The organism is Pseudomonas sp. Pseusp11 (assembly GCF_047304405.1).
Classification (GTDB): Bacteria; Pseudomonadota; Gammaproteobacteria; order Pseudomonadales; family Pseudomonadaceae; genus Aquipseudomonas.
Genome location: NZ_JBGLZF010000072.1, coordinates 1 through 18,422, shown reverse-complemented (window position 1 = coordinate 18,422; position 18,422 = coordinate 1). Strand labels below are relative to the sequence as shown.

15 protein-coding genes and 3 pseudogenes are annotated in these 18,422 nt (G+C 59.6%); 6 read left to right on the top strand and 12 right to left on the bottom strand.

Features of this window, described 5'->3' with window-relative positions; translation table 11 throughout:
• Nucleotides 1-134 precede the first annotated feature (134 nt).
• The 4 genes from mqo to ACCC96_RS29290 form a co-directional block, all read right to left on the bottom strand.
• Entirely contained in the window at nt 135-1,775 is a 1,641-nt protein-coding gene (gene mqo / locus ACCC96_RS29305; protein ID WP_413697636.1) for a malate dehydrogenase (quinone), read from the bottom strand.
• A gap of 318 nt (nt 1,776-2,093) precedes the next feature.
• Nucleotides 2,094-2,804: a GNAT family N-acetyltransferase gene (locus ACCC96_RS29300; RefSeq protein WP_413697635.1), complete on the bottom strand. Its 711-nt coding sequence runs from the start codon at nt 2,802-2,804 to the stop codon at nt 2,094-2,096.
• Nucleotides 2,805-2,881: 77 nt separating this feature from the next.
• A complete protein-coding gene (locus ACCC96_RS29295; RefSeq protein WP_413697634.1) occupies nt 2,882-3,451 on the bottom strand; it encodes a YceI family protein in 570 nt (189 codons plus the stop codon).
• 138 nt (nt 3,452-3,589) lie between these two features.
• Nucleotides 3,590-4,921 (bottom strand): PLP-dependent aminotransferase family protein, encoded by a 1,332-nt coding sequence (locus ACCC96_RS29290; RefSeq protein WP_413697633.1) that lies wholly within the window; start codon nt 4,919-4,921, stop codon nt 3,590-3,592.
• A gap of 90 nt (nt 4,922-5,011) precedes the next feature.
• Here ACCC96_RS29290 and ACCC96_RS29285 point away from each other — a divergent pair, with 90 nt between their 5' ends.
• A complete protein-coding gene (locus ACCC96_RS29285; RefSeq protein WP_413697632.1) occupies nt 5,012-5,908 on the top strand; it encodes a DMT family transporter in 897 nt (298 codons plus the stop codon).
• Between the two features lie 142 nt (nt 5,909-6,050).
• Nucleotides 6,051-6,596 carry an Hsp20/alpha crystallin family protein gene (locus ACCC96_RS29280; RefSeq protein ID WP_413697638.1) on the top strand — a complete coding sequence of 182 codons (546 nt, stop codon included), beginning with the start codon at nt 6,051-6,053 and terminating at the stop codon, nt 6,594-6,596.
• A 76-nt stretch (nt 6,597-6,672) separates the two neighbouring features.
• Here the strand turns inward: ACCC96_RS29280 and ACCC96_RS29275 are convergent.
• From ACCC96_RS29275 to ACCC96_RS29265, 3 genes and pseudogenes are all read right to left on the bottom strand, one after another.
• A pseudogene (locus tag ACCC96_RS29275) lies at nt 6,673-8,056 on the bottom strand (MBL fold metallo-hydrolase RNA specificity domain-containing protein).
• Nucleotides 8,057-8,066: 10 nt separating this feature from the next.
• Complete coding sequence (locus ACCC96_RS29270) at nt 8,067-9,053, bottom strand: universal stress protein (RefSeq protein WP_413697631.1); 987 nt, start codon at nt 9,051-9,053, stop codon at nt 8,067-8,069.
• A gap of 105 nt (nt 9,054-9,158) precedes the next feature.
• Nucleotides 9,159-10,079 carry a universal stress protein gene (locus ACCC96_RS29265; protein WP_019649444.1) on the bottom strand — a complete coding sequence of 307 codons (921 nt, stop codon included), beginning with the start codon at nt 10,077-10,079 and terminating at the stop codon, nt 9,159-9,161.
• A gap of 225 nt (nt 10,080-10,304) precedes the next feature.
• Between ACCC96_RS29265 and ACCC96_RS29260 the strand changes: the two genes are divergently transcribed.
• Entirely contained in the window at nt 10,305-10,871 is a 567-nt protein-coding gene (locus ACCC96_RS29260) for an N-acetyltransferase family protein (protein WP_413697630.1), read from the top strand.
• Nucleotides 10,872-10,927: 56 nt separating this feature from the next.
• Here the strand turns inward: ACCC96_RS29260 and ACCC96_RS29255 are convergent, their stop codons facing one another.
• Nucleotides 10,928-11,851, bottom strand: a complete 924-nt coding sequence (locus tag ACCC96_RS29255) for a universal stress protein (RefSeq protein WP_413697629.1) — start codon at nt 11,849-11,851, stop codon at nt 10,928-10,930.
• A 107-nt stretch (nt 11,852-11,958) separates the two neighbouring features.
• A pseudogene (locus ACCC96_RS29250) lies at nt 11,959-13,189 on the bottom strand (MgtC/SapB family protein).
• Between the two features lie 259 nt (nt 13,190-13,448).
• Here ACCC96_RS29250 and ACCC96_RS29245 point away from each other — a divergent pair.
• Both ACCC96_RS29245 and ACCC96_RS29240 read left to right on the top strand, forming a co-directional pair.
• Nucleotides 13,449-14,369: a universal stress protein gene (locus ACCC96_RS29245; protein ID WP_019649448.1), complete on the top strand. Its 921-nt coding sequence runs from the start codon at nt 13,449-13,451 to the stop codon at nt 14,367-14,369.
• A gap of 186 nt (nt 14,370-14,555) precedes the next feature.
• Nucleotides 14,556-15,923 carry an erythromycin esterase family protein gene (locus ACCC96_RS29240; protein ID WP_413697628.1) on the top strand — a complete coding sequence of 456 codons (1,368 nt, stop codon included), beginning with the start codon at nt 14,556-14,558 and terminating at the stop codon, nt 15,921-15,923.
• A gap of 34 nt (nt 15,924-15,957) precedes the next feature.
• Here the strand turns inward: ACCC96_RS29240 and ACCC96_RS29235 are convergent, their stop codons facing one another.
• Entirely contained in the window at nt 15,958-16,608 is a 651-nt protein-coding gene (locus ACCC96_RS29235) for a dienelactone hydrolase family protein (RefSeq protein WP_413697627.1), read from the bottom strand.
• Complete coding sequence (locus ACCC96_RS29230) at nt 16,601-17,305, bottom strand: phosphoribosyltransferase (protein WP_413697637.1); 705 nt, start codon at nt 17,303-17,305, stop codon at nt 16,601-16,603. The genes ACCC96_RS29235 and ACCC96_RS29230 overlap by 8 nt, the downstream gene beginning before the upstream one ends.
• Before the next feature lie 188 nt (nt 17,306-17,493).
• Here ACCC96_RS29230 and ACCC96_RS29225 point away from each other — a divergent pair.
• Nucleotides 17,494-17,619: pseudogene (locus ACCC96_RS29225) on the top strand (phosphoribosyltransferase); the annotation flags it as partial.
• 13 nt (nt 17,620-17,632) lie between these two features.
• Here the strand turns inward: ACCC96_RS29225 and ACCC96_RS29220 are convergent.
• Nucleotides 17,633-18,220, bottom strand: coding sequence for a Spy/CpxP family protein refolding chaperone (locus tag ACCC96_RS29220; RefSeq protein WP_413697626.1), 588 nt, complete (start codon nt 18,218-18,220; stop codon nt 17,633-17,635).
• Between the last annotated feature and the right edge of the window lie 202 nt (nt 18,221-18,422).

Below are 18,422 nucleotides of genomic sequence, written 5' to 3'. Positions count from 1 at the left end.
CGTTTTGTGCCCGTATCCATTGCACCTTCCTGATAAGAAGCCAGAAGGTGTAAACCTTATTCAGGACGAAGCACCAGACACAAAAAAGCCCACTGACCGTCACCGGTTCAGTGGGCTTTTGACAGGGCCTCTAGTTACAGAGCCATATCCGTCGCAGCATTCTCTTTCACAGCTTTAGGCTTCTCAGCCGGAGCAGCAGGAGCCGCTGCCTGACCAATCACCGGTGGCGGAGTCAGCTCCAGCACCTTGGCGGTGTAAGCCCACTCTTGAGCCACTTTCTCAGGGCTGCTGTTCAGCTGAGTGCCATAGCTAGGCACGATCTGGTGCAGTTTTTCCTGCCAGACTGGGGTGGCAACCTTGTCCTTGAACACTTTCTGCAGCACGGTCAGCATGATCGGTGCGGCAGTCGATGCACCTGGCGATGCGCCCAGCAGGCCGGCGATGGTGCCGTCAGCGGAAGCAACGATTTCGGTACCCAGCTTCAGCACGCCACCGGCGGCTTCATCACGCTTGATGATTTGCACGCGCTGGCCGGCTTGCCACAGGCGCCAGTCTTCGGCTTTGGCATTCGGGAAGTATTCTTTCAGGGCATTCATGCGGTCTTCGTCAGACAGCATCAGTTGGCCTGCCAGGTACTCGACCAGTGGGTATTCCTTGATGCCGACGCGGGTCATTGGCCACACGTTGTGCGTGGTGGTGGTGCTCAGCAGGTCCAGGTACGAGCCTTCTTTGAGGAACTTGGTGCTGAAGGTCGCGAATGGGCCAAACAGGATGACGCGTTTGCCGTCCAGGACACGGGTGTCCAGGTGCGGAACCGACATTGGCGGTGCGCCAACGGAGGCTTTGCCGTAGGCCTTGGCCAGGTGTTGTTCGGCGATGGCCGGGTTATCGGTGACCAAGAACGAGCCGCCAACCGGGAAGCCTGCGTATTCCTGGGCTTCAGGAATGCCGGACTTCTGCAGCAGATGCAGTGCACCGCCGCCCGCGCCGATGAACACGAACTTGGCGTCGGTTTCGGTTTTGGTGCCGTCTTTCAGGTTTTTGTAGCTGACGCGCCAGCTGCCGTCTGCGTTCTTGGTGATGTCTTGCACTTCGCTAGACAACTTCAAGTCGAATTTCGGCGTGGTTTGCAGGTGTGCGACGAACTGGCGGGTGATCTCACCAAAGTTCATGTCGTTACCGAGTGGGCTCCAGGTGGCCGCGACTTTCTGGTTCGGGTCACGCCCTTCCATCATCAGCGGAACCCACTTCTTGATCACAGCCGGGTCTTCGGAGTACTGCATGCCGGCGAACAGCGGGCTTGCTTGCAGGGCTTCGTAGCGCTTCTTCAGGAACTTGATGTTGTCATCGCCCCACACAAAGCTCATGTGCGGAGTGGAGTTGATGAACGAACGCGGGTTCTTCAGCACGCCTTGCTGAACCTGCCAGGCCCAGAACTGACGGGAGATCTGGAAAGCTTCGTTGATTTCAACGGCTTTCGCGATCTGGACGTTGCCCTTGTCGTCTTCCGGGGTGTAGTTCAACTCGGCCAGGGCGGAGTGACCGGTACCGGCGTTGTTCCAGCCGTTGGAGCTTTCCAGGGCGACGCCGTCGAGGCGCTCGACCATTTCCATCGACAAGTCGGGTTCCAGCTCATTGAGCCATACACCCAGCGTTGCACTCATGATGCCGCCGCCAATGAGCAGCACATCGACTTTCTTTGCCTCCGCGTAAGCGGACGTGATCCCCATCGACAAAGCCAGCCCCAGCAGGGCTGTGTTCAGTTTCTTAAACATCTGTAACACCTATGATAAACGCCATCCGCCTCCAATTCCCGATCATGAGCAACCCAGGTGTACGGGTACGCAGGCAGCGTGCCGTGGGTTCCTGCACTTACAAGAGTTTGAAGGTGGGCACACAAGGCCGACGTGTCTCCATCGACCTCAGTTATATGTCCCTCGTGCACTGACTTCTTATCATTATTGGCTCAGCTACTTGAGCGACATTGATTCTGTCGCACGTCTGTGGACGTACGAACCGAATAAGTCAAACCAAGTTAATGCGACAGAATATCACGCCTCGGCCAGCCTGCGCGCCCGAAAGGACTCGACAGTCTAGACGGGACGAGACCCGCGCTCGGCGTTTTTGCTCAAACGATCCAGCACAAACGCCTTGGCGTTGCGCGTCATTTGGTCGAGATGCCGGTCGCGCTGCTTTTCTGCATCGATCATTGCCCGCTTGCCGTGTTTTTGCAGCAGATACGTATGTATCTGCCGCACCTCCAAAGAACTGTAGATCGAGGTGACATCCAACAGGCCCATCAGGCCTTCAGTGCCGTGATCACGGGTGTTCATCAGCACCTGAGTGCCGCGCACGCCCAGTACTTGAAAGCCCATCGACTCGAACCAGGGCACCTTGGCGACGGTGCACGTCAACTCGGCATGCGGGTAGCGGCCGAGCATGTCTTGCAGCATTGTCCGCGCAACGCCCCGCCGCCGATGGCTGGCCTGCACCGCCATGTACGCCAGGCCGCAGGCCTCGGGATCGTCCTTGACCGGCAGGTACAGCAAAAACCCGATGACCTTCTCGGGATCTTCGTCATCCATGGCGACGATCAATTCGACCGCAATGCCTTTGGCGCCGCCGAGCGCTTCCAGGTACAGATGAACCTCATAGCCCACCGCGTATTGATAGACGTTGTACAACGGGTTGCTCGGCGCGATGCCTACCATGCTGATGTCGGTCAGGTTGTCGACGACCATCTGCAGAATCTGGCTGTTGATGGGCTCCGGGCATGGAGTGGCAAAGTGGGTGAGCTGGGGCATTGCGTTTCTGACTCCGGATCAAGGCTTACTGAACATCAGCCCGGCCATTGTCACAGATCGAGCCCCTCGCAGGAAAATCAACGCTGCGGCGCGACGATGCGAAAGCGGATGTCGATGTCGTTGGAGACCACCGTATCGGCCCACTCCCCCTCCCCGATCTTGAAGTCGCTGCGTTTGAGAATGATGTTGCCATCGAAAATCCCGATGGCCTGCTCCGGCTTCAACAGCACCTTTACCTGCAGCTCACGCGTCATGCCCCTGAGGTTAAGTTTGCCGGTGATCAGATAGCGCTGATTGCCCAGCGCTTTCACCCGGGTCGATTCAAAGGTCGCCACCGGATAGTCCGCCGTGTTGAACCAGGCCGGCTTTTGCAGCTCGGTATTGGCATCGCTGCTGCCGGCGTCGATGCTGGCAAGGTCGATGGTCAGCCTGGCGTGGGCCGCGGTGGGGTTTGCCGTGTCGAAATCAAGCGTGGCGTCGAATTTGCCGAAGGTGCCGTACACCCTCGAACCGAATTGGTTATAGGTGAAGGAGATCTTGCTGGCGGTGGTGTTGACCCGGGTGTATTCGACGGCTTGGGCACAGGGCAAGGCGCCAATCGTGAGGATGGCGAGCAATGCGGCTAAACGCGGGAATCGAAAGTGCATGGAATTCTCCGGGTGGAACGCCCTTCAGGGATTGAAGTGCCGCCCCCCGTGTGGCTGTGATAGCTGGACTTAAGCAAATATTCGGAGGTTATTCCAGCCAAACTCCAATACCGGGATTACAACTCAAGAATTCGCTGACTATGTATAAGCCCCAACCACCCACTTCACTTTCTCCAGCGCCTCCCTGAGCGCCCCCATCTCCACGGAGCCCAGCGCAAGACGAAACGCATGCGGAACGTTGGCCGACGTGGCAAACGGTTCGGCGGTTGAAACCGAGACGTTTTCCCGCATCAACGCCATGGCGATCTGGTCGGCCCGTGCGTCTTCCGACAATGGCAGCCAAAGAAAATACGACGACGGATGGCGAATACAGCGCAGCCCCGCCAGTACCTCGCCGGCCACGATTTGCCTGGCCTGCGCGTCCCGGCGCTTTTCGGCTTCCAATTGCATGACAGTGCCGTCGTCAAGCCAGGTGGTGGCAATCGCCGTCATCACACCCGGGGTATTCCAGGTGGTCGCTTTGATTGTGCGCTCCAGCGCGGGCACATTCTGGAGAGGTGCGGCGACGAAGCCGACCCGCAGTCCGGTGGCCACACTCTTGGAGAGCCCTGACACGTAAATCGTCCTTTCGGGGGCGAGTACCGCCAATGGCGCGGGCGGATTCTCCGCGAGAAAGGCGTAAGCGGCGTCTTCAATGATCAGCAGCCCATGCTCGCGTGCAATCGCCACCAGGTATTCCCGTTGCTCGGCACTCATCACCCAGCCCAGCGGATTGTGCAGGGTCGGCATCGTGTACACGGCCCGCACGCGTCGATGCCGGCACAGGCTTTCCAGCGCTTGCAGATCCGGCCCGTGATCGAGCACCGGAATGGGCACGATTTCAAGGTGCAGCGTGTCGGCCAGGGCCTTGAACCCTGGGTAGGTCAACGCGTCCGCGGCAATCACGTCACCGGGTTGCAACAGCGCCATCATCGTCACCGCCAGCCCTTGCTGGGCGCCGGTGACGATCAGCACTTGCTCAGCCTCGACCGTCAGCCCTCGAACGCGCAGATGGCGCGCCACAGCGGCGCGCTCATGGGGTCGCCCGGCGTGTGGCTGGTAGCGCAGCAACGCCTCCAGATCGCCGGCCGAGGCGAGCTGACGCAGGGCATTACGCAACAATTCGGCCTGCCCGGGAAGCGCCGGATAGTTGAAGTTCAGGTCGGTCATGCCGGCAGCAACGCTGTGTTGATCGATAGCCTGGTTGGGCGACCACGAGGTTTCCCTGACGAACGTCCCCCGCCCCGTCTCCCCGCTGACCAGGCCCATGGCTTCCAGCTCCGCATAGACCCGGCTTGCCGTCACCAGGGCCAGGCCTTCCGTGGTCGCCAACTGACGGTGAGTCGGCAAGCGTGTGCCCGGCAACAGGCGCCCTGAGCGAATATCCGCGGCAAACGTATCCACCAGTGATTTGTAGCGGGAACGAGGCATGAGCAGATGTATCCATGACAATATTTTGATTGTATTGAGTTTCGTCCATACGATGCCTTCCATGCAACCTGAGCATGAAGGGGATCCAGAATGGAACGCACATCGAACCTGCAACAGCACACCACGGAAAAGACCGCGAGCGGATGGCTCAACGGGTTCATTGGCGTGCTCATCTTCAGCGGCTCGCTGCCGGCGACACGGGTGGCCGTTCTGCAGTTCGACCCGGTTTTCCTGACGGTTGCCCGGGCCAGTATCGCTGCCATTGTGGCGCTGTGCTTGCTGTTGCTGTTCAAGGAAAAACGCCCGGCCAGGCATCAGTTGCTCTCTCTGGCAATCGTGACCCTGGGCGTTGTATTAGGGTTTCCGCTGTTGACCGCACTGGCGCTGCAATATGTAACGTCTGCGCACTCCATCGTCTTCGTTGGCCTGTTGCCGCTCGCCACCGCAGCGTTCGGGGTCTGGCGCGGCGGCGAGCGGCCCCGGCCGGTGTTCTGGTTCTTCTCGGTGCTGGGCAGCCTGCTGGTGGTGGGGTTTGCCGTCTCCCAAGGCCTGACGGCCTCTCCTGCGGGGGACATTCTGATGTTGCTGGCGATCCTGGCGTGCGGGTTGGGCTATGCCGAAGGTGCGAAGCTTTCCAAGACTCTGGGAGGCTGGCAGGTGATTTCCTGGGCGCTGGTGCTGTCGCTGCCCGTCATGGCGCCGTTGACCTGGTTGCTGGCCCCGCCTTCGCTCTCGGCAATTACCCCGCCTGCGTGGTTGAGCCTGGCTTACGTGTCACTGTTCAGTATGTTGATTGGCTTTGTGTTCTGGTACCGCGGGCTGGCTCAGGGCGGGATTGCCGCCGTCGGCCAGCTTCAGTTGCTGCAGCCGTTTTTTGGCCTGGCACTGGCGGCCACGTTGCTGCATGAGCAGGTCAGCCTTGGCATGCTGGGGGTGACCGTGGCGGTGATTCTTTGCGTGGCCGGGGCACGCAAATTCTCGAAATAGACAGCTCGGTCAGAAACCGACTGTTGGTCGGCCTTCGGGATCGCAGGAAGACTAATCTTTTAATGTAGGGACTGAATTGTCGTGGTGGACCGGCCTCCGGGATGTTACCGGTCCATCGCAGTACTGGAGAGGAGGAATGAAAATGGCCCACTTCGCGAAAAAATTGCCGGTACACACCGACGAAGACAAAACCAGTCGGCAGCCGACGGTACAAGACCCTTGGCGGCCCCTGGAAAAACTGCGTCAACAGGTCGATCACCTGTTCGAAGACTTCAATCGTGGCTCTATGCTGACGCCCTTCAGACGTGGCCTGTTCGATGTCGAACCGTTCTGGAGCCGGGATTTTATCGGTCGAAGCCTGCCTGCCGTGGACATCACCGAGAAAAATGAAAGCTTCGAAATAACCGCAGAGCTGCCGGGCATGGACCAGGATAATATCGAGCTCACACTGTCCAATGGCAACCTGATCATCAAGGGTGAAAAGAAAGAGGACAAGGAAGAAAAAAGAACAGGCTATCACCTGTCGGAGCGTCACTATGGCTCCTTTCAGCGGGCATTCAGCCTGCCTAAAGGCGTCGACACCGACAAGATCGAAGCCAGTTTCAACAAAGGTGTGTTGAGCATTTCGCTGCCAAAAAGGCCCGAAGCCATCAGCGCAGATAAACGGGTACCCATCAAATCCCGTTAACTCGCCAAGACCGCCCTTGACGCAACCAGAAGCCCCTTGTCGGAAAACCGGCGAGGGGCTTTTTTGTGGCTGAGCCCTAAAGAGGCCCCGTCAGCTCCACGCTGTCGCGGTACTCCGGCACCGAGACCGACCAGCCCAGCTCCAGGCTGATTCGCCGGCGCAATACATCCGAGGCATTGGGTTCGCCATGTACCACATAGGTGTGTTTCGGTGGTCGCTTGAAGCCGCGCAACCACAGCATGATTTCATCGCAGTCGGCGTGCGCGGACAGGGTTTCCATCGGCACCACTTCGGCGCGAATCGGCACGTCTTTGCCGTGAATACGTACCGACGGGGCGCCTGCGATGATCTGCGCACCGCGGGTGCCGCCCGCCTGAAAACCCGGCACCAGCAGCGTATTGAGCGGGTTGGGCGCCAGCGCCTTGAGGTGGTGCAGCACCCGCCCGCCAGTGGCCATGCCGCTGGGCGATGATCACCGCGGGTGTGCGCTGCTGGTCCAGCTCGATGGAATCTCTGGTGGAGCGCACAAAACGCGTGACACGGCACATGCCTTCGCACTCTTCCAGGGACAACCGGTGTTCACTGCGAAAGCGCTGGTACAAGCGCGTGACGTCGGTGGCCATGGGGCTGTTGAGGTAGATCGGCAGGTCGGGAATCGCGCGTTTTTGTTGCAAGCGATACAGGTGATACATCAGCAATTGCGCGCGACCGACCGCGAACGATGGCACCAGCGTGATGCCATGGCGCAGCGCGGTACGGGTGATGACCTCGGCCAGTTGATCTTCCGGGGATTCGTCGGGATGCCGACGGTCACCATAGGTCGACTCCACCAGCAGATAATCGGCCTGCTCGATCGTCTCCGGGGCAAACATCAATGGATCGTTCGGCCGCCCCAGATCCCCAGAGAACACCAGGATCATGCCATCGGCGACGACTTCCACGGTCGCTGCGCCCAGAATATGCCCGGCACCGCGCAACAGAATGCTCATCCCCGGGACAATGTCGACCCGGTGGTGCAACTGCACCGGCCGCAGCAATTTCAATGCCCGCTCGGCGTCTTGCTCGGTGTACAGCGGCAAGGCCGGAGAGTGTTTGGAGAAGCCATGGCGATTGGCGAACTCAGCCTCTTCTTCCTGCAAGCGGCCGCTGTCGCACAGCAGGATTTTCACCAATTCACAGGTGGCTGGCGTGGCATATACAGGGCCGCGATAGCCGTTGCGCACCAACACTGGCAGGTAGCCGCTGTGATCCAGATGAGCGTGGGTCAGCACAATGGCTTCGAGGTCACGAACCGGCAACTGGAACGGGTCCCAGTTGTGCAAGCGCAGTTGTTTATAGCCCTGGAACAGGCCGCAATCGATCAGCACATGCTGGTCGCGATGTTCCAGCAAGTACTTGCTACCCGTGACCGTGCCCGCAGCACCGAGAAATGTCATTCGCATGGCCGTTTCCTTGAGCATTCATGGAGCACTATTGATCGCTCCTTTGCGCTTGTGGGCAGTTGATTTTTATCAATCGAGGTCGCACTGGTTCATCTTCTCTGTCGAGCCGGGGCAATGGCTTGATGATCGTCAGGCTGCAGGGCGACCGGTTCAATACGCTTTCCACCGTACTGCCGATGAATATATCGATCCCGCGATGGTAGGTCGTTCCCAGCACCACCATGTCGAAGGCATGTTGTTGCGCGAAATGGGCAATGACCTTGGGAGGGATGCCGGGCAGCAGATGGCGCCGTTGTTTCTCGACTCCGTAGCGTTCGGCAAGCGCTTCAAAGGCCTCCAACTGGGCATCGTTGACGGCGTCTCCCAAACTGTCATCGAGAGTCGCTGTCGGCACATTCACTTGCGCCTCGCCCAACTCCGACCAGCCGCTGACATTGAGCAGGTGCAAGGTGGCGCCGCAAGATTCGGCCAGGCTCGAAGCCAGGTCGAGAATCCGGTCATTGAGCCCCTGGGTCAGCTCCTCCAGATGGGACAAATCGATGGTCGCCAGTATGCTCAACGGCTTGGGATTTGTGGCATCGATGACCAGGTGCAAGGGCGCCGGACAGTCGCGCAGCAACTGCCAGTCCAGCGGCCGATGGAAAGCACGATCAAGCGCTGATACGCGGTGGGTGTCCTTGATCACCAGGTCTGCATGGAAGTCATTCACGTACTCCAGCAGATGCGCCAGGGTCGGTCTGGCCCACACCACTTCAGTGCTCACCTGCACGCCTTCGCATCGCTGAAACCGGGCTTGCTGCTCCAGCCATTGACGATGTACCTGCAAGTAACCTTCCCGCGCCTGGGCCATTGCGTCGTGGTCAAACAGGCCGGCCGCCGCCAGCGCCTGGACATAATCGAAAGCGACAATGTGCAACACCGCACCGGTTGCACAGGCCAGGGCCCGCGCCCGTTCGAACGCCGGGGTGCGGACCATTTCGGTCGGGGCAATCAATAGCAAACGTTGAATTTTCACCCTCACCCACCTCATCTGGATAGCTTCAGGTTGTGGCTCAAGTATCGGGGGGCTCTCGCCATGCGGCTCTGATTTTTATCAACTAATGGCCGGCCAGCGATCGGCTTACCACCCGACGCTCGAACCCGGCTGCCTGACCGCCAGAATGCTGCCCGGCACCGAGTACAACGCCCGCTCGGTGTTGCTGCCGATCAAGCGGTCGATCCCCACGCGATGCACAGTGCCCATCACCACCACATCCGCCAGGTATTGCTCGACAAACTCACTGATCACCGGCACCGGCAGGCCCATGACAAAGTGCCGACGCTCGGGAGGAACACCGTAGCGATCCGCCAGGGTGATAAACGCCCGGTGCAGGGATTCGCGTAACTCCTCGACGAAGTCCATGCCCCAGCCACCGGCGATCAACGGTGCATCGCCATTGAACGCCGGCGACAAGTCGTAGGCGTACAGCAGATGCAGCGGTGCATCACATTGCAGCGCCAGTGCGTTGGCCGTCTGGATGATGGTGTCGTTCAGGCCACTGATTTGCGTCGCCGGATCGAACGGGTCCACGGCGGCCACGACCCGGTGCGGCAACCCGTAACGGACCTGATTGACCAAGTGCACGGGGATCGTGCATTCGCGCAGCAGATGGCAATCGAGCGGAGTAATGAACACCCGTTTGAGCGCCGGTTCCAGGGTGACATCCTTGATCAGCAGGTCGGGCTTGAGGTCTTCGATTGTCTTCAAAATATCCAGCAGCGGATGGGTGGTGAAGACCGCTTCAACCGTCACGTCCACGCCCTGCCCGCTGAGCCGCTCGACCTCGTCGGCCACCCAACGATGACAGTGGCGCAGATAACGCTGATACCCCGCTTCGTCGATTTTTTCTTCCCATAAATGAACGATCGGTGCCGGATCGACAAAGGCCCGCACATCCAGCGCGGCCCCGCTCGCCTTGGCCAGTGCGACGGCCCGGAGCAAGGCAGGAGACTGATGCAGGGTCCGGTCGGCGATCAGTAACAAACGTTGATATTGCCCCATCTCACACCTCCGCTCGAAACCGGCCCCTTACCCGCCGGCATGGGCCAAGACTGCGCCCGTTGCCCCCTCCCCGAGGTTGATTTACATCAAATACCCGCAAATGAATGCCCTCGTGACGGGTGTCTGATCCAGATCAGATTCAAGGGCTGCCAGTGGCGTAGAAAGGAATCAACCGCGTGATGGGTGAATACGCACCGACCTTTCAAACAAGATGGAGGATCATCCATGCTCACTGTCAAAGACCATAATGATCGGGCCGCGGCGGCCTATGCCGCAGTCACTGGAAAGTACTGGATCGAAGCGCTCAAGGACGGTCGCCATGTGCTGATCCGGCCACTGCTGGAAAAGGACCGCGAACTTGAATACGCCTTCATCAAGCGCCTGTCGCCCGAGTCCCGGCACATGCGTTTTCTCGCGCAGATCAACGAACCCGGCACCGCCATGCTCGATCAGTTGATGGACACCGATAACAAACAGCGCATGGCTTACATTGCGCTGGTTCACGAAAACGGCAAATTGATCGAAATCGGCATCAGCCGCTACGCCGCCACGTCGGAACATGAGTGTGAGTGCGCGGTGACGGTCGCCGATGAATGGCAGCATCTGGGCCTCGGCACCGCCTTGATGGAGCATCTGATCAAGGCCGCCCGCAGAAACGGTTTTCAGCAGATGTATTCGATCGACGCCGCAAGCAATACCTCCATGCGCGACCTGGCCAAAGCCTTGGGTTTCGAGCGGCACAATGACCCCAACGACAGCCGTCAGGTCATCCATCGTTTGTACATGTCGTAAAAGCTGATTGCCCCACGACGGACCGGCCAACGGTCCGCCATGGGGCAAGTCAATGTTCAGGATTGCAACATTCTGTCGGGCTTGATCGCCAGCACACTGCAAGGGGCCCGGTGCAAAAGCTGTTCGGCAGTGGTCCCCAATAGCTTGTTCAACCCCGAGTGCTGCACCGTCCCCATCACAATGACATCGGTGTGATGGTCCTCGGCGAACTTGCAAATACTCGGCACTGGCGCACCTTCGATGAAGTGCCGACGCTGCGACGGCACGCCGTGACGCTCGGCCAGCGCCGTGAACGCCTGGTGTTGCGCCGTGCCCATGGCTTCGTAAAGACCGGAGGCCAACGGGAGTGCGCCAACGCCCATGTCCAGGGCATACACGGCTGTCCAGTCATACGCATGCACCAACTCGATCTGCGCCTCACACTGGTCAGCCAGCTTGGTGGCGGCGTCGATAATCTGGTCATTGAACACCAGGTCCTGCTCTTCGCTGCGCAGCACATCGACGATGGCCAGCACGTTACGTGGCCGCGCGTTCCGGGCGTTGGTCACCAGATGCACCGGCACCGGGCAATCGCGCAACAACTGCCAGTCCAGCGGGGTGAAAAACACCCGCTTCAACGCTGACTCTTCCTGGGCGTCCTTGATGATCAGACTCAGCGACATCTCGTTGACGAATTGCAGGATTTCCTCGTAAGGGTGCTGCACCCACACCACCTCGCTGGTGACCTCGACGCCGTGTTTGCTTATCAAATGGGCTTGCTCGGCAAGCCATTGCCGATGGGTTTGCAAATAGCCTTCCCGGGCCTGGGCAATTTGCTCGGGGGCGAACAGACCGGCGACGGCCAGGGCCTGCAAGTAATCGAATGCCACGATGTGCAGCGGCGATTGCATCGCGCGGGCCAACGCGGCGGCCCGGTCGAACGCCGGAGTACGGGTCATGGAATGGGGGGCGATCAACAGTAAACGCTGAGTCTGCGACATTGGACACCTCGGCACGCGGCCATCTCGATGCAATGAGTAGAACCCTAGAGTGATCGCGGCAGATTCAGGCGACTTGATCTTTGTCAGCTACAGCGCTCGGATGCCCGTTAATGCAGCAACATGCCCACCCACATCGCCAACGTCAGCAAGACCTGGCCGGGAATGACATACGCGGCGAACCGTCGCCCACCGCTGATCCAGGCCACCAGGCATTTGCTCAGGGAGTTACTGCTGACGGCAACCAGCGTTGGCCCGGCAATAGCGTCGAACGGCAACAGCCCGGCCTTGGCCAGGGCGCCAATGGACGCCGTCGAAGAATGGGCATCGGCGAAACCGGTGAGCGTCGTCGTGACCATCACGCCCACTTCGCCAAAGTGATTGAGCACCATCGAAGACACAAAGGTAACGCCGGTCATGGTCAGTGCGATAACCAACGCCAGCTTGAGGTTGAACGCACCACCGACCTTGACCGGCTGATTGTCGCCACTCGCAGGTTTGGGCAACATCAGGCTCAAGCCATACAGCGCCGTGGCGGCGGCACCCAACAACAGCGGCCCCCACATGTAGCGCAATAGACCGATGTCGACCGCCCCCAGGATCAGGCCGACCTGAATGATGGTCGCCAGGTTGGACAGCATCGCTGCCGCACTCAAGACTTTGATGTTGCCTGGCTCCTTGGCGACAAGGTGCCCCATCGCGGCGATGGTCGCGATGCTGGAAGCAAACCCGGAGGCGATGGCGCTGACCACATAGCCGTAACGGGCACCCAGGGTACGAACGCCCGACCGCCCCGACGGCCATCAGCAACACCGTCAGGGTGCAAATGGTGCGCAGATTGATGGCGGCATAGGGGCCGATAAAGCGATCCGGCGCCAATGGCAACACCACCAGGGCCGCGACCAACAGCACCAGACCGTCGCGCATCTCCCCTTCAGTCAATTGGCTGCGCGCAAAATGATGCAGTTTTTGGCGATACGTCAGCAGCCCCGCCACCACCACGCCAATGGCGATGGCCAGTTCGGGCGCGCTGTTACACAACGCCCCCAGTGCCAATACCGTGAATAACGCCACTTCACTGGTGACACCAGGGTCAGTGCCCAGGCTTCGCCAGTAAGCCACAGTGACCAGCAAGGCCACCGAAACCGCCATGATGCCCACCAGCAAACCACCACCGATTTGCATCGCCACATAACCCAGCAATGCGGTGATCGCGAACGTACGCAATCCGGCACAGGCGCGACTGTCCCCTCGCCCCTTGTGCCGTTCACGTTCAAGGCCGACGAGCATGCCGATCCCCAGCGCAGCTGCCGCCCCTGCCAGGCCCAAGGTTTCGTTCATGTGATTCCTGTCCGGGTAAGCCACAACCCCAAGACTGCACCGGCATGACGCAGGAGAGATTGATAGTGGTCAATGTTTTATAGATGGACCTGGCGCCCCCCGCCACACGTCGGGCCGCAAGCTGGATCACTCGCCAGATTGATAAAGATCAATCCCGCCCCCCCGGTCATCGGCAGGATAAAAGCCAGAGAACCACTGCCCAAACGCAGCGGTGCCAGTGAGTACAGGAATATCTACGATTATTGACGGGAGTTTGGTCATGTCTGAGCAATCACGCTTCATGCTGGTCGTCTCGCCCCTCATGGAAAACAGCCCCGCGTTCGACCGCGCCGCTGCGTTGGCCAAGGCCTCGGGCGCGGCCCTGCATATCGTCGCCTTCGATTACCTGCAAGGGCTGGCAACGGCGAGCATGGTCAACGAACAAGCGCTGGAGGAGATGCGGCTGGGGTATGTCGAGCGCCATCGGCAATGGCTCGAAGAACAGGCCCGCCCCTTGCGTAAAATCGGCGTGCCCGTCACCACGGAGGTGATCTGGGTTGAACGACCTTTGCAGGAAATCCTCATTCATCTCAAAGAACAGCCGATGGCGGTACTGATCAAGGCACTGGAATACGAGTCGCTGCTGTCACGGATCATGTTCACGCCCCTGGATATTCATTTGCTGCGCGAATGCCCGGTGCCGCTGCATTTTGTCAGCCACGTGAAGCACGTGCTGCCGCGCAGAATCGTCGCTGCGGTCGATCCCTTCCATAGCAATACCCAGTACAAGGATTTCAACGACAGGATTTTGCGCGAGGCCTCAAAACTGGCCAGCAGCTGTAACGCCCAGCTCGACGTAATCTACGCCCACGACCTTTCATCCCTCAGTGCGGACGAGTTCGATTTCGACAGTAGCTCAGCGCTGTTTGCCCCAGGCAAGGCCAAGACGTTATTCGATGCCCAGGCCGATGCCTTCCGCGAACTGGCCGAGCGCAATGGTATTGCGCCAGAGCAGCAGCACATGATCATGGGCAACCCGACCAAGGTTCTTACCCAATACGCCGATGCCTACGACATCGACGTACTTGTCATGGGCCGGGTCGGCCACCGGGGCGTGGGCCGACTGGTGGGCAGCACGGTGGAGCATCTGCTGTACAAAATGCCGTGCAGTGTCTGGGTGGTTTCACCTGAGGAACTGTAGAGAGCTATTTCGTGCCGATCAAAGCCGAGTGACCGCTGGCCCGGCCCTTTGTCGGGAAGCCGGCAGGGGGCTTTTTTTTGAGAGGGAGCGGATCAAAAATGTGTAAGTCAGCACGGCCTCTGGCCGTCGACATGACACTACGCAGCACTGCACGTCGACCAACCCGCCTTTATGGGGATGACGTTCATGAACACACCTTCCCAAAACATGCTGAACCAGCTGTATGGCTCGCATACCCACATTGACGAGGCCTCCATCGTCCCGCTCTTGCGCCAATACGCCGAACCCCTGCCGGAACTGAGTTCACCGGCCTTTGGTGAAATGTTCGACCGCTTCGCCGATGCGCGCGTGGTGATGATCGGTGAAGCCAGCCATGGCACCAGTGACTTCTATCGGACCCGGGCGGCGATTACCCAACGGCTGATCGAGCAACACGGATTCAATATCGTGGCCGTTGAGGCAGACTGGCCGGACGCGGGCCATGTAGACCGTTATGTCAGAGGGTTGGCGCGCTCGGCCTGGACGCGGCACATTTTCAGCCGATTCCCGACCTGGATGTGGCGCAACACCGATGTGAGAGCGTTCACCCATTGGCTGCATCAGTACAACCACCAACACGTGCCTGAACAGCGCGTCGAGTTTCGCGGTCTGGACGTTTACAGTTTGCGCAACTCCATCCATGAGGTGCTGAGCTATCTGGACCGTGTCGACCCGCAACTGGCACACGAAGCACGGCGTCGCTATGGCTGTTTGACCCCGTGGCAGGATGATCCTGCGCTGTACGGCCACTTCGTCGAACGCGACGGCATAATGCCCTGCGAGCATGCGGTGGTCGAACAGCTCAATGCCATGCTGACCGAGCAACTGGCCGGGGATATCAAGGACGATGAAGCGTTCTTCGATGCGACCCAGAACGCCCGGGTCATCCTGGCGGCGGAACAATATTACCGAGCGATTTATCGAGGTTCGACGGCCTCCTGGAACCTGCGCGACAGGCACATGTTCGACACCTTACGTGCGTTGCTCGAACACCGCGGTCCGCAAGCCAAGGCCGTGGTGTGGGCGCACAACTCCCATATCGGCAATGCGGCCGCGACGGAGATGGGTTGGAAAGGTCAGTTCAATATCGGTCAACTGTGCCGCAATGCCTATGGGCGCGATGTGGTTCTGATCGGCATGAGCACCGACCGTGGCCAGGTGGCCGCGGCCGACGACTGGGATTGCGAGATGCTCATCAAGGACATCCGGCCGTCCCGGCCAGACAGTTGGGAGCGCAAGTTCCTCGACGCCGGCGTCCCGGCTTCATTGACCGACTGGCGGGATCCACAGCGAAAAGAGCTGCGCCGGGCCCTGTCCAAACCTCTGCTGGAGCGAGCCATCGGTGTGATCTATCGACCCGCAAGCGAGCGCAGCAGCCACTACTTCGAGTCAGTGCTGACCGAACAATTCGACGCCATGGTCTGGATTGAACAGACGCAACCGCTAACAGCGTTGCCCCTGCCGAAAAGCCAGGCGTTGGAACCGGAAGACGAAACCTTTCCATTCGGCATATGACAGGTGTCAGACGGCGGTTGTCTGCGTGGGATGACTACCGTCGCAAATACTGCTCGAACCAGTCGCCAGCCAGTCTGGCGACTTCTTCGAGGGTTCCTGCTTCTTCAAAAAGATGTGTCGCGCCCGCCACCACTTCCAGACGTTGCTCGCACTGCAGGGCGCGACTGCTTTGCACATTGAGATTGAGCACCACCGGATCCAGCTCACCGACAATCTGCAAGGTCGGGGCCTTCACGCGAGACAGCGCCGCACCCGCAAGATCGGTCCGCCCTCCTCGGCTCACCACCGCATGCACCACGTCCGCCCGCTCGGCCGCTGCCATTAGCGCCGCCACAGCACCGGTGCTTGCGCCGAACAATCCGATCGGTAGCGGTTGCAGTTCGGCGTCCCGACCCATCCAGTCGATCACCTCCACCAGTCGGCTGGTCAGCAGCGCAATATTGAAACGCAATTCCCGGGTCTGGTTGTCCAGGTATTGCTCCGGCTCCGTGAGCAGATCGAACAGCAACGTGCCCAATCCCCGCTGAGCCAGAGACAGCGCAACGTATTGATTACGCGGGCTTGAACGACCACTGCCGCTGCCATGAACGAACACCACCAGACCACCAGCGTGCACCGGCAGACGCAGATCGGCAGACAGCTCCACATCCCCCAGGTCGAGCTTTCGATAGCGAAGCTCAAACATCGGAATCCTCCTGACCGGAAACACGCGTACCGGACTCTCTGCGCCAGGCCCGTTGCAAACGATCCATGACTTCTTCATCCGAGGTCTGGGAAAAATTCATGTACCAATTGCCGATCGACATCAGCCACTCGGGGGTGAGCGGGCAGATCACCTCATCGACTTCGCCATACATCGCCGCTACCGTCTCGGGTGGAGCCACCGGCACGGCGACGACAATACGCGACGGTGCTTGCAGGCGCGCCGCCTGTATCGCCGCCATCATCGAGGCGCCGGTCGCCAGGCCATCGTCGACCAGAATCACCACCTGATCCTTGAGCGCCACGGGGGCACGCGAGCCCCGGTACAGGCGCTCGCGACGCAACAGCTCCTGGGTTTCCCGTGCCACCACGTTATCGAGCGTGCGCTGATCGATGCGGTTCGTCCGCAGCGTATCCTCATTGACGATCTGGATACCGCCACTGGCAATCGCGCCCATGGCGAACTCCTGATGGAATGGCACCCCGAGCTTGCGGACCAGCATCAGGTCCAGGCGAACCTCCAGGGCCGTGGCAATTTCATAGGCCACCGGCACGCCGCCACGGGGCAAGGCGAGAACGATGACATCGGGTCGATGAGCGTATTTGAGCAGCGGCTCCACCAGCCTTCGACCGGCATCAACCCGGTCGCGCAGGAGGGTTTGCGTTGAGGGACTATGAATCACTTGAAAACCTCCCCAGGCGATCCACACCTGTCGGTTCGTATCACACAGCCATGAGCTCTCCAGACCGCAGGAGCGCTGCAAGGCATCTGAATACTGCAAATGTTCGCGTCCTTACCGGATCAAGCATCTCGCCATAGTTGATCAATATCAATCGGGTTGGGGATGGATGGGTTACGTTACCGACATTGGACAGCGGCTCTCGACGGGAGATTGCCATGCCGACTTTACTTGCGAGCCAGCGACTGCGCTTGTACGACAGCGATGAACTCGACTCGGTGCTGCAGGCAATGGCGCGCCAGGCAGCGACACTACAATGAGTACCGCTCACTGTTTACTTTTTTCGTCCTGGTCGCCTTCCATCATTCGTGGTCTGAACATGTGCATCGGCATCTGCCAACGGTCATTGCCGTAGAGCCGGTGATGCACCACCGTCCAGAACAGGTCGAAAATGGTTTTCTGCTCAGCATCCAATACCCCGTAGAAGGTTTTGGTACGCACCAGCGCAGCATCCATGCGCTCCAGATGCGCCTCCATCCACTTGGTTTGTGTGCGCAAACGCTCTATCTCTCTGGCCATTCTTTCGGGGGTCGTTTCATCCGTCGACGCCCTCTTCTTGCTCGCGCTTTCATCACGTTCGGCCTTGGCCTTTTCCTGATGCTGATTGGCGTCCGCCATGACCCCCGTGGCCCATGTGTCCCAGGCAGCCATTTGCTCCGGCTTGAGATTGAGCTTGCCCTTGAGATCGTCCAGGGTCTGTTGCGTGTATTTGACCCAGTCGAAATCCTGAAAACGATGATACATACCACCTTGCGCAGCAGACGTCGGCGGGTTGGCGAAGACGCTGGAGGATGGCACCAGCAACACGCTTGCCGCCATTAACATGCATTGGCCGATCAGGCTTGATCTGTTCATTTCAGTTCATCTCGATACCGTGGGTTGATTCGAGAATAGGAGTCGGCCTGGGGGCGTATCTGATCCACATCAGAAAACAGGCAGACCGTCGGGCAAGTGGATAAACGGTCGAGCTGCCCCGTAATTGGAAAAGCAGCCAGCAATCGTTATCGGCGGTGCTAATCCAGCGGATCACTGGCTCCTTCCGGGGGACGGGTACCGG

Excerpts from the sequence above, each read along its gene's own strand:
- ACCC96_RS29280 (WP_413697638.1), top strand. The coding sequence starts at position 6,051 with ATGGCCCACTTCGCGAAAAAATTGCCGGTACACACCGACGAAGACAAA.
- ACCC96_RS29265 (WP_019649444.1), bottom strand. The coding sequence starts at position 10,079 with ATGGGGCAATATCAACGTTTGTTACTGATCGCCGACCGGACCCTGCAT.
- ACCC96_RS29285 (WP_413697632.1), top strand. The coding sequence starts at position 5,012 with ATGGAACGCACATCGAACCTGCAACAGCACACCACGGAAAAGACCGCG.
- ACCC96_RS29300 (WP_413697635.1), bottom strand. The coding sequence starts at position 2,804 with ATGCCCCAGCTCACCCACTTTGCCACTCCATGCCCGGAGCCCATCAAC.
- mqo (WP_413697636.1), bottom strand. The coding sequence starts at position 1,775 with ATGTTTAAGAAACTGAACACAGCCCTGCTGGGGCTGGCTTTGTCGATG.
- ACCC96_RS29260 (WP_413697630.1), top strand. The coding sequence starts at position 10,305 with ATGCTCACTGTCAAAGACCATAATGATCGGGCCGCGGCGGCCTATGCC.
- ACCC96_RS29235 (WP_413697627.1), bottom strand. The coding sequence starts at position 16,608 with ATGTTTGAGCTTCGCTATCGAAAGCTCGACCTGGGGGATGTGGAGCTG.
- ACCC96_RS29240 (WP_413697628.1), top strand. The coding sequence starts at position 14,556 with ATGAACACACCTTCCCAAAACATGCTGAACCAGCTGTATGGCTCGCAT.
- ACCC96_RS29255 (WP_413697629.1), bottom strand. The coding sequence starts at position 11,851 with ATGTCGCAGACTCAGCGTTTACTGTTGATCGCCCCCCATTCCATGACC.
- ACCC96_RS29290 (WP_413697633.1), bottom strand. The coding sequence starts at position 4,921 with ATGCCTCGTTCCCGCTACAAATCACTGGTGGATACGTTTGCCGCGGAT.
- ACCC96_RS29245 (WP_019649448.1), top strand. The coding sequence starts at position 13,449 with ATGTCTGAGCAATCACGCTTCATGCTGGTCGTCTCGCCCCTCATGGAA.
- ACCC96_RS29295 (WP_413697634.1), bottom strand. The coding sequence starts at position 3,451 with ATGCACTTTCGATTCCCGCGTTTAGCCGCATTGCTCGCCATCCTCACG.
- ACCC96_RS29220 (WP_413697626.1), bottom strand. The coding sequence starts at position 18,220 with ATGAACAGATCAAGCCTGATCGGCCAATGCATGTTAATGGCGGCAAGC.